7 protein-coding genes are annotated in these 11,582 nt (G+C 49.9%); 4 read left to right on the top strand and 3 right to left on the bottom strand.

Features of this window, described 5'->3' with window-relative positions:
* Positions 1 to 155 precede the first annotated feature (155 nt).
* A complete protein-coding gene (locus QZN42_RS09630; protein ID WP_296957093.1) occupies positions 156 to 956 on the bottom strand; it encodes an aldo/keto reductase in 801 nt (266 codons plus the stop codon).
* A gap of 114 nt (positions 957 to 1,070) precedes the next feature.
* A complete protein-coding gene (locus QZN42_RS09625) occupies positions 1,071 to 3,029 on the bottom strand; it encodes a TonB-dependent siderophore receptor (RefSeq protein WP_296957089.1) in 1,959 nt (652 codons plus the stop codon).
* Positions 3,030 to 3,602: 573 nt separating this feature from the next.
* Between QZN42_RS09625 and cobN the strand changes: the two genes are divergently transcribed.
* Together cobN and QZN42_RS09615 are read left to right on the top strand one after the other, a co-directional pair.
* The gene (cobN, locus tag QZN42_RS09620) at positions 3,603 to 7,070 is read left to right on the top strand and encodes a cobaltochelatase subunit CobN (RefSeq protein WP_296957087.1); all 3,468 of its coding nucleotides are present in this window, start codon (positions 3,603 to 3,605) and stop codon (positions 7,068 to 7,070) included.
* A 113-nt stretch (positions 7,071 to 7,183) separates the two neighbouring features.
* Positions 7,184 to 7,801 (top strand): acyloxyacyl hydrolase, encoded by a 618-nt coding sequence (locus tag QZN42_RS09615; RefSeq protein ID WP_296957085.1) that lies wholly within the window; start codon positions 7,184 to 7,186, stop codon positions 7,799 to 7,801.
* 46 nt (positions 7,802 to 7,847) lie between these two features.
* On the opposite strand, the gene QZN42_RS09610 is transcribed toward QZN42_RS09615, so the two are convergent.
* Positions 7,848 to 9,125: an ATP-binding protein gene (locus QZN42_RS09610; RefSeq protein WP_296957083.1), complete on the bottom strand. Its 1,278-nt coding sequence runs from the start codon at positions 9,123 to 9,125 to the stop codon at positions 7,848 to 7,850.
* A gap of 288 nt (positions 9,126 to 9,413) precedes the next feature.
* Here QZN42_RS09610 and QZN42_RS09605 point away from each other — a divergent pair, with 288 nt between their 5' ends.
* Positions 9,414 to 10,520: an SLC13 family permease gene (locus tag QZN42_RS09605; RefSeq protein ID WP_296957082.1), complete on the top strand. Its 1,107-nt coding sequence runs from the start codon at positions 9,414 to 9,416 to the stop codon at positions 10,518 to 10,520.
* A 77-nt stretch (positions 10,521 to 10,597) separates the two neighbouring features.
* Positions 10,598 to 11,371, top strand: coding sequence for an HpcH/HpaI aldolase/citrate lyase family protein (locus tag QZN42_RS09600; protein ID WP_296957081.1), 774 nt, complete (start codon positions 10,598 to 10,600; stop codon positions 11,369 to 11,371).
* The last annotated feature ends 211 nt before the right edge of the window (positions 11,372 to 11,582 follow it).

The following is an 11,582-nucleotide window of genomic DNA, read 5'->3' as shown; positions in this document are numbered from 1 at the left end:
AGGAGTAGAGTGTCCATGGCAAAGGGATTTTCCAGTTTACCCTGTCCTATGTTCGGGGATACCAGTTTCCCGTGTCCAATTTCCTAGGACCATTTTAGTCATTAAATGTCTGATGAGACCCCTAATCCCTAACCCCCAATTCCTAATTCCTAAAATTAGTACCAACCGAAGAGGCTTTTTCCTTCATCCAGCCCATGAATTGTCTTCATTTCATCGGCAGTGAGGGAAAAGTCAAAAATATCCAAATTTTCTTTGAGCCTTTCCCCGTGGGAAGATTTGGCGATGGTGGGGACCCCGTTCTGGAGAAGGTATCTCAGGGCGATCTGTCCTGCCGTTTTTCCATGACGATTCCCGATTTCATTAAGAATCTTTTCCCTGAAAATGGGCCGCATGCCCTCCGTGAAAGGCGCCCAGCCCTGCATGACGGTGCCATGAGCCCTCATGATTTCCTGCAGATGGGACCGGAGAAAGTACACATGATTTTCCATCTGGTTTACTGCGGGGATGAGGCCGAAGCCTTTGATGAAATCCAGATATTCGGCTTCATTGAAATTGGAAATCCCGATGGACCGGAGGAGACCTTTTCCTTTGGCCTCCTTCAGGGCTTCATACATTTCAAGGGATGAATCATAAGGCTCGTGAACCAGATATAAATCGATATAATCCAGCTCCAGGGCGTCCAGGGATTCCTCGATGATACGTTTCGTGGCTTCATAGGAGGTATAGGGCGAGCAGACCTTGGACGTTACGAAAAGCTTTTCCCGTGCCACTCCCGCTTCCCGGATGCCCCGGCCCACGTTTTTTTCATTCCCATACATCCTTGCCGTATCGATGAGGCCATAGCCCATCTCAATGGCCCTGGCCACGGTCTCTGCGCAGCCATTCCCCCGAAGCCCCCAGGTGCCCAGGCCGAAAGCGGGAAGCTTATTTCCATCATTTAAAGTGATATAGTTCATGGGAATTCCTCCAATAAAAAATATTCATGCTTCCATAGTTACTGTACCACATTTTTAATGACAAAATAAAACCCGTCGAATGATATGTTCATTCGGCGGGTTTATCAATTCTAATCAGAACCGATAATTATAGGAAAGCATCCAGTTAATAGGTGTCGCACTATAGTGGCTGGAAGTATGGGAAATGTTATCTTCTCTATCAAGAATGTTATTTATGGTTAGAGTGATATCGCTGATATCATTGGGCGAATATTTCACATTCATAGAGGTCAGCAGATATGGCTTCTCATCAAAGGAATGAGCGCTGGATGGGCAGAGAACACGGTCGGCCAGATAAGTAGCATTCAGTGCGGCAGCCCATTTATCCTTTGTATAGTTAATACCGCCATTCAGCAGGAAACGGCCATAGGAACGATCCCAGTAAGTCTTGGCACCTTTCTTTTCGGACTTGACTTTGGATTTGGGATCCTGCCAGGTAAGACCTGCATGCCAGGAGAAGTTGTCATTTGACTTGACGGTTACGCTTGTTTCCAGACCATGATTCTTGAAGTCTTCATTCATGACATAGAATTTATCACCGCTCTTGGAGTAGGTGATATTGTCTTTAATACGGGTGGCAAAGAGGGCCACTTTGTACTGGGCTTTGTCGCTCTCATATTTCCAGCCCGTTTCATAATGGAGACCTTTTTCCGGTTTCAGGCTTGTGTCACCGACTACATTAACGCCGGGACGGTTCCCGTCAGAATACATCTGGGCAAAAGCAGGAAGTACGAAAGATTGTCCTATGCTGGCATAAACGCTCTGGTTGTCATTAAGCTTGTGAAGATACTGTGCCTGGCCGCTGAAGTTGCTGTAATTTTTATCTTCGGCAGCGCCGGTGGTCCAGGTTTCACGGGCAGAAAGGGTGAGCTGGTCTTTATCTGTCAGCGATTTGTCCCAGGATCCAAAGAAGGAGAAGATGTTTCTGCTGTAATCTTTGTCTTCATAATCGTAGTATTCATTTCTTTCATAAGAGGTGCCGAGCAGGAAGGTCTGGGTCTTTTCTTTCCATACTTTCTGTCCGTCATATCCATAGGACAGGTTCTTTTCTTTATTCCATACGGATTTCGGATATCCCTTCTTTGAACCGGAAGAAGAGTAAAAGTCGGTTCCATGGGTTTCCAGAGTGTTTCGGTTATAGAAAAGATGACCGCTCCAGCCGTTCAGGTCGTGAAGATTCAACTGGACAAAATCTTTATCTCTTTCATATTTACGCTGATAACGGGTAGCTCCCTTTATTTTAGCCGGCGCATTCTTCTGGAAAGTATATTCCCATTTATTTGCCGATTCATCGTGGTTGTAGAGGAAGTCCAGATTGTCACTGATTTTATAGGTGGCGAGGAAATCATTTTTTTCAGAACCTTTGAAGCGCATCCGGTTTTCAATCTTGCCGGCATGATATTTTTCGCTGGGCCAGGTGGAGGAAATCAAGCCTACATCACCCCATTTGTTATAGTGGTAGGCAAAGGAGAAATCTCCGGCGTTGGCAGATACGGCATAATCCTGCTGGCCATAATTGCCAAGACCGACGGATACACGGTTTGGCATTTTCTTCTTTGTAATAATATTAATGACGCCGCCGGTTGCCTGGCTTCCGTAAAGAACGGCACCGCCCCCGCGGACGATTTCGACTCTTTCAATCGATTCAGTGGGGATATCTTCCAGATTGTAACGGCTGCGCCAGTTGATTGGTGTCCCATTGACCATGACAAGTGTACCGTCTTCTACACCACGGATGACTATTTTACTGGTCATGGAGCTGACAGCTGTGCCATTTGGCCCCATTCCGGAGTAAGTGATGCCATCGAGGTAGGAAAGCGCCTGCTGCACATTCTGCTGCCCGGTCTGGACTAATTCTTCATGGGTAACGACCTGGGTGCTGGCCGCGATATTGACATCTTTCTTCTCGTAACGCTGGGCAGTAACCGTAATCGGCGCCAGTGTATAAACAGGAACGGATTCAGCATGAACCGCAGTCATTCCCCCTATGCATGCGGAAGCAGCTAAAACAGCACAAAATAGTCTCTTTTTCATAAAATATCCCTCTCCTTTGGATGATTTTGTTATGCCCAATAAAAAATGAGCATAAGAAACTGGAACAGTGTTCTCACGGCCCTTTTTCAAGTGTATTCAAAATGATGCAATGGAGTGGTCGTTATTTTTATTATTTTCCATTTTTTGCTTCATTTATGGCTAGTATAGCAATTTCTAATATATTTATCAATCAAAACATAATAAATTTCCAACAAATAAAATAAAATGCCGTAATAATAAACAATTAAAATAAACATGATGTATAATTTTAGTTATCACAGACTGGTTTTCCGGATTTATTATTACGATTTTCAAGAGTTGAGGCATTTATGAAAATACTTTACATCACCAATGTGGACCGGCGATATGCCATGATGGGGGCGGCGTGCCGTCAATTGAAGTCGGCCGGAAAACTTCATACCGATTGTGATGTGCTGAAGATTGCAAGTGACAGCCGATGGACTCGGGACTGGGAGGAAAGGCTTTTTTCTGCTTCTCTCGTTCTCATCCGGTGGATGGGAAATACGATCCGCACCCGGTTCTACCCGGTTCTGGGACCGGTGCCGGTTCTTTATGGAGAAGGAAAATATTCCTTATTTCATGGATGCCGCAGGATCGGCAGAAGGGGAAGCAGGCCGGGGCCTGGAGCATCCGGCCATCCAGGTGCTGCAGCAGTATGCCCAGTACGGAGGCATGGAAAATTATAAAAATTTCTGGCTCTATGCCCAGAGCCTTTTGAGCGGAGAAAATGAGAAGGTGAAGGCGCCGGAGAAGCTCTGCTGGGCGGGGATTTACCATCCTGATATGGACGGGAAGTGTATGACCGACCCCGCAGCTTATCGGGAGAGGTTTTTCAAACCCGGCCGGCCTGCCCTGGGTATGCTTTTTTACCGGGATGAATGGATCTGGGACGACCTTTCGTACCAGGCTTCTTTTGTCCGGGAAGCGGAGCGGCAGGGGTACAATGTGGTCCCCGTCTTTACGAACGGCATTCCCGACACGTCTCTCGGTGCGCCTTCCATTTCCGAAATTTTCCACAGGTACTTCATGGATGGCAATCGGCCAGTCGTCAGGGCTATCGTGAATGTGATGAAATTTTCCTTTTCCGCGTCCGGTTCTATTTCCACAAAGGAGATGGAGGAAATAGGGATTCCTGTGCTGGAGGCCTATTCCCTCATCATGCCGAAGGAAGAATGGCAGGCATCGTCAGAAGGCCTCACCATGGCGGAACTTTCTTTTTCTGCAGCCATGCCGGAAGTGGACGGTATCATTCATACGGTGCCTCTGGCATCCAAAACAGTGAATGAAGAGGGCCTTGTCCGTTATCTTCCCATGGAAGAGCGGATGCGCCTGGTGGTGTCGAAGGCAGGCAAGTGGGCCCGCCTTTCCATGAAGGAAAATAAGGATAAGAAAGTGGCCATCATTTTCCACAATTATCCGCCGAAGAATTCAAATATCGGAAGCGCCGTGGGCCTGGATACCATGGAAAGCATCCAAAAGCTTCTCTTCCGCATGAAAGAGAAAGGCTATGACGTTCCCTGGATTCCGAAGGACGGGGCAGAGCTCATCCGGAAGATGACTTCCCATGCCACGAACGATATGGACATGCTGACGGATGAGCAGGTGAAAGAGTGTGAGAAGCTGCCGGTCTCCGAATATCTCAAAGGCCACCATCATTTTACGGAGAAAGTGAAAGCACAGCTGGAAAAGGACTGGGGCAGGGCGCCGGGGTCTGTCATGGTGGAGGATGGAAATATTCTCGTCCCCGGAACCATGGACGGCCATATTTTCCTCACCGTCCAGCCGGCCCGGGGCTATGGCCTGGACCCGGGGAAACTGTACCATGATCCCTATGTGGCGCCCACCCATCAGTACCTGGCTTTTTATCAGTGGCTGAGGGATAGCTGGAAGGCGGATATGGTCATCCATGTGGGCACCCATGGAAATCTGGAATGGCTCCCGGGGAAGGGCGTGGGCCTGGACCGGGAAAGCTATCCGGAGCTCGCCCTGGGGGATCTGCCGAATCTGTATTTCTACCACATGACCATTGTGGGAGAAGGGATCCAGGCCAAACGGCGGGGGAGTGCCTGCCTCGTGAGTCACTTGCCCGCGCCCATGGCCGAATCGGGGACTTATGAAGAACTGGCAGACCTGGAAAGGCTCCTTGACGAATATGCCCATTTCCGAAAAGCCGGGGAAGGACAGGAAAAGTCCACGGAAAAGGACATCCGGAAGCTGGCCTTGAAGCTGGACCTGGATACGGACGTGCCTCTTTCGGAGGATTTCAGCGATTATGTGAGCCGTCTCCATGAGTTTATTGAGGAAATACGGGACAGCGAGACCCATGTGGGCCTTCATGTGCTGGGAGAGATGCCGACGGGAGAAATACTGACGGATACCCTGGGGCGGCTCCTACAGTTCCCCCAGGGAGATGTTCCCTCCCTACCTGACCTCTGGGGAGAGCTTTACGGGATTTCTTCGGAGGAAATGAAGAAAAAGGCAGGAAATATTTACCCCTGCGGCCTCACGGGCGGCGAACTTCTGGCCCGGTCGCAGAAGGAAGAAAAAGAAATGATTTCCCTTCTCGTGGAAAAGGATTTCTCCGAAGCGGCCATTTCCGGTATTTTCCATCATGAACCGGTCCTTTCGGCGCCGAAAGAGTGGCAGGAAAAACTGAAAATCCTTCTTTCCTTTGCATGCGGAGAACTGAAAGAAAAGCTTTCCCGCACGAAGGAGGAAATGATTCATGCTGAAAATGGCCTGGACGGTCATTACATCCGTCCCGGGGCCACGGGATCCCCTGCCGTGTCGGGGCCATCCATCCTTCCGCCTGCCATCAATTTCTATGGCCTTGACCCCAGGCTCCTTCCCACAAAAGCAGCCTGGAAGCTGGGACAGGATCTCGCCAATCAGGTGATTACCCAATATATCGCGGACGAAGGAAAGTATCCGGAAAATATCGGCATGGTCCTCTGGTCCGGGGCCAATATGAGAAGCCATGGACAGTGCATCGCGGAATTTCTTTATTTCCTCGGTCTGAAACCCCTGTGGCAGCGGGGAAGCGGCTATGTGAAAGACCTCGAAGTCATTCCTCTCTCCGAACTCAAAAGGCCCAGGATCGACGTGACCGGGCGGATTTCCGGACTCTTCCGGGATACCATGCCCCAGGCCGCCGAGCTTCTGGACAGAGCCATCCTTCTCGCCTCATCGCTGGATGAGAGGGATGAGGATAATTTCGTGAAACGTCATGTGAGCGAAGACAGTGAGGCCCTCATGAGGGAAGGTATTTCCAGAGAGGAAGCCTGGCGGCAGGCGGCCTACCGCATCTTCGGCGATGCCCCGGGGACTTATGGTGCCGGCATAGGAAATCTGCTGGAATCGAAGAACTGGCAGACCCTGGACGATCTTTCCAACGTCTATATCCGCTGGGGCGGTCATGCCTATGGGGGAAAGGCGAGGGGCGAATTCCGTCCCGACCTTTTCCGGAAACGGCTTTCCCATATGGACGTGACCATCAAAAATGAAGATAACCATGAGACCAATATGCTTTCCTCCGACGATTACAATGCCTACCATGGGGGCATGATCGCTTCCGTCCGGGCCATTTCGGGAAAAGCGCCGAAATCCTATGCCGGAGACACCACGGACCGCAGGAATCCGAAGGTCCTGACCGTCCAGGAAACGGCCCGCCGCACCTTCCGCTCCGAAGCCATCAATCCGAAATATATCAAAGGCATGATGAAACACGGCTACAAAGGGGCGGCCGACCTTTCCAATATGGTTTCCATTTCCTATCAGTGGGACGCCACCACGAAAATCATGGACGACTGGATGTATGAGCAGTACGCGGAGAAATATGTGCTGGATAAGGACATGGCGGACTGGATGAACGATGTGAATCCCTGGGCACGAAAGCGGATCATCGAGACCCTGCTGGAGGCGGACAAACGGGGCCTCTGGAAGGCCGATGAGGAAATGGAAAAGAAACTGGAGGAACTCTACCTGGATGTGGAAGGGGAAATGGAAGCACAGAGCGAATAGATTGGATAGTTATACAAAAGACAAATGATGGGGCTTGAAAATTCATATTTCCCGGAGTTACTATAAAGCACAGAGAAAGGGATATTTGGGGGAAGGAAAGGATATTTCTAATCATGAAAGCTGATTTTGTTTGTGGTATTTTTCTGGCGGCTGCCCTCCTCTCCGGCGGTCTTTTCACCGAAGCTTCCGCAGAAGAAGGGAAAGAGCAGCCCCTTTCCATAGCAGGCCCATCTATTTCCACGGCTAAAAAGAAACCGGTGGAAATAGAAATGGAATACATGGAGCCTAGGTTCTACAAGGACAGGCATATCAAGTCCTATGATCTTCACGTCTACGAACCCTGGAAAGTGAACGGCACTTTCTCCATCTGGAAGGGTCTCACGATCCAGCGGGCCACGGGCTATACGTCGGATGATCATATCCGGCGGGACAGCAAGGGGGCAGGCATCGGTCCCTCCATCCTTCTCCGCTGGGAAAAGCCCATTTCCGGCAAACTTTCCGGCGGCTTTGACGGCACGGGAAGCATTCTCCTTTACGACAAAGCCTTTCCCGCAAGGGGCAGGGCCTTCGGATTCATGTGGCGCATCGGGCCAAGGCTTTCTTACCGGTGGAACGAAGATAACGGAATCCGTCTCGGCTGGTCCTATATGCACTGCTCCAACGGATTCAAAAGTCATAACCCCGGCTTCAACGCCGCGGGATTCATGATTGGCTATGAGCATAGATTCTGAAATAAAAAACAGCATCGATGAACGATGCTGTTTTTTTATGTGAAGGTCAATTTTTCAGGCAGCCTATGGGGACCACATAAACCCCATCTTTTCTTCGGTAGGCATAGGGCGCAGTTCCTGTAAGAACCATAAGAAAGGAGGGATTCTTCATCTTCGTAGTGTCCAGCTGTCCTGCCAGTTTTGTCAATGTTTTTACACCATCTTCAATCTGTTTATTTCCACCCAGCTTGATTTCGACAAGACCATAGCGGCCATCTCTTAAATGAATGACAGCATCGCACTCCAGATCGTTTTTGTCCCGGTAGTGGTACACTTTGCCATTTAAAGTATCCGCAAAAACCCTCAAATCCCGGATGCATAAAGTCTCAAAGAAAAGACCGCAGGTATTCAGATCATTTTCAAGGTCTCCCGGCCCGATACCCAGTGCGGCAGAAGCGATGGAAGGATCTACGAAATAGCGGGTATCCGAGGTACGAATGGCTGTTTTTGACCGGAGGTTAGGATTCCAGGCAGGCATATCTTCAATGACAAATATCTGCCTCAGGGCATTGGTATAGGAAGAAATGGTATCGACACTGAGAGAAGCATCATCATTTGCCCTGATGTCTTCACAAAGGGCGGGGAGACTTGCCTGAGAACCCTGATTCCTGGCATAGGAATGCATGAGGTGACGGACTCGTTCCTCGTTTCTCTGGATACCATCCACTCGGGAAATATCTGATTTCACGACAGCATCATAGTAATCAAAGGCCTGTTCCAGTGCATCTTCCCCGCTTAGCAGCGTGGATTCCGGCCAGCCTCCGCGGCAGATCAGGAAGGTAATATCCTTCAGGGACAGCCTGTTTTCTGCCATGATTTCCATTTCCGGATTTTCAAAAAGGTCCTGAAGGCTCACTTCGCCACTGGATTCGCCGGACTCCCATAGACTCATGGGGCGCATCCGGATCCAGGCGAAACGTCCGGTGCCGGTATGGTGGATTTTTGAATGATCTGCGGGCACGGCAGACCCGGTCAGGATGAAATGACCGAATCCCTTTCGGTGATCCACTTCAAAACGGGCGGCATCCCAAAGCCCGGGAGCCAGCTGCCATTCGTCAATCAGTCTTGGTTCTTCTCCCTGAAGCAGTGCTTTGGGGCTGATATCGGCCAACTGCAGATTCTGCTCCATTTTGTCAGGATCTGACATATAAAGAATGCTTTTGGCATGCTGCTCGGCAGTGGTAGTTTTTCCACACCATTTAGGCCCTTCAATGAGAAGGGCACCCTTATTCTTTAATCGGCGTTCTACGAGAATATCAGCTATACGATTCTTGTAATCACTCATCAGGGCACCTCCTTTTTTATAATAGTAACATGGTATTTTCCTTTATTCAACGATTTTCCTTCATTTGGCGGAAATTTAATCCTTCATTTGGCGGAAAATCGATCCCTGATTTGGCGAAAAATCGATCCCTGATTTGGCGAAAAATCATTCCTCCATTTGGCGGAAAAGCGTCCCCTCATCTGTCGGGAAATCTGCTCTGGTGGATGAGAAATCATAATTTCTTTGACCGCTATTCCTCTCCATGATAAGATACGGAGAAATGACAGCTATTTTTTATTGTGAGTGACCATGACGAAATTGATTTCTTTTTTCAAGGCGAACACTGTCTTCTGTCTCGCTGCCCTTCTGGCCTTTGTGACGGCATTTTTTGTGCCGCCCTCCATGGATTATATTTCCTATATCGATTTCCGGGTGCTGGGCCTTCTTTTCTCTCTCATGACCGTGGTGGCGGGCCTGCAGAAAGCCGGGATTTTTGCCATGGTGACGGTGCGCCTTTTCCGCCTTCTTCATACGGTCCGCCAGATGGCAGGGGTCATGATTTTTGCCTGCTTCTTCGCCAGCATGTGGATTACGAATGACGTATCCCTCATCACTTTCGTCCCCTTTGCCCTGGTGGCTTTTCATGAGTCAGGGGAAGAAAAAGAATTGATCAAAGTCGTCCTCCTCCAGACGATTGCAGCCAACCTGGGCTCCATGTGCACTCCCGTAGGAAATCCGCAGAATCTGTACCTCTACCTGGTCTCGGGCATGGATGTCTTTTCCTTCGTATCACTGCTCCTGCCCTATACGGTGATTTCCTTCCTCCTGCTCTGCCTTTCCCTTTTCCTGTTTCCGGCCCGCCCGGTGAAACCTCTCGACGGGGGACTTGTCCACTGGCCCATCCATCAGCTCGTGCTGTACGGCGTCCTTTTCCTTTTCTGTATGATGACCGTAGGAAATATCCTGGACTGGCGCCTGACGACCGGACTGGTGCTGGGGGCAGTCTTTTTCTTTGACCGGCCCGTGCTGAAGCGGGTGGATTACATCCTGCTCCTTACGTTTGCCGCCTTTTTCATTTTCATTGGAAATCTGAAACACATCGATTTTATTTATAATTTCCTCACCGCCCACACGGAGGGTCATGAATTCCTGGTGTCCCTTCTGGCCAGCCAGGTGATCAGCAATGTGCCGGCAGCCATTCTCCTGTCCGGATTTACTGAAAATTATGCGGGTCTCATGCTGGGCACCGACATCGGGGGCCTGGGAACTCTCATTGCCTCCATGGCGAGCCTGATTTCCTATAAAATCTATACCGCGAGACTCGGGCAGGCAGGAAAATTTCTTTTCACTTTTACCTGGATGAATGGGGTATTCCTCGTCATCCTGGTGGGATGCTATGAAGTCATTGCGGGGTAAAAGTGGTCAGTGAAGGGGCCGCGAAATGAGGAGCGGCCTCAGTATGAAGTTTTCTGTATAAGATAGGGAGTGGTTTTATGCTGAACATTTTGAAAGAAAAGATTAGAGAAAAAGGATGTGCTGTCGGCACGTTTCTGGGCGTGGCCAATGTGCCCATCGTGGAATGTCTTTCCTATACGGGTCTTGACTACGTCATCATCGATACGGAGCATGGTCCCTACGATACGGAGACCATGAGTGATTTGATCGATGCCGCTTCAAAGAGCGGGCTTTCTCCCATTGTGCGGATCGGGGACGTGACCCACAAGGAAATCCAGCGGGCCGTGGACAACGGGGCAGAGGGAATCATCGCTCCCTGTCTCAGGTCCATCGATGATTTCAAAAAGCTCATCGATCTCGCCAAATTCCCGCCTCTCGGGAACCGCGGATTCATCAAGGCCAGGGGAAGCGGCTTTGGCAATGAACCCTGGGCGGCAGGGACCCTGGAAGACTATATGAAGCAGAGCAATGAAAAAGTCCTCGTCCTTCCCCAGTGTGAGACCGTGGAAGCCCTGGAAAGCATCGAAGAAATCGTGAACCTAGAAGGCCTTGACGGCATTTTCATCGGACCCTTCGACCTGTCCATTTCCATGGGCATCCCGGGACAGTGGGGAAGCCCGGCCTTCAAGGCCGCCCTCGGGCGAATCCATAAAGCCTGCCGCAAGGCGGGAAAACTCTGCCTCATCTATACGAATAATGCAGAAGAAGCCCGGCTTCGCCTTTCCGAAGGCTATGACGCCGTGGCCAACAGCATCGATTCCATCGAATTCACAAAAGCCTATCGGGCCATTGTGGGGGAAATCAGGAAATAATAAAAAAGCGTCCGTGAAGGACGCTTTTTTATTTAGAATTCACTGCTTAAGAGAAAATCGGCGATATGCATGGTATGAATGCCTTCATGATTTCCGCCGGCAAAGGGACTGGTGGTCAGAAGGTACTTGGGATAATTGTCCTGAATGGCGGCCAGATTTCCGAATTCCCTTGTTTCCGTTTTTTCAGAAGATATTTCCTGCGTGACCTGAA

It is taken from the genome of uncultured Dialister sp. (genome assembly GCA_900314595.1).
Classification (GTDB): Bacteria; Bacillota; Negativicutes; order Veillonellales; family Dialisteraceae; genus Dialister.
This window is presented reverse-complemented; position numbering and strand designations above follow the sequence as displayed.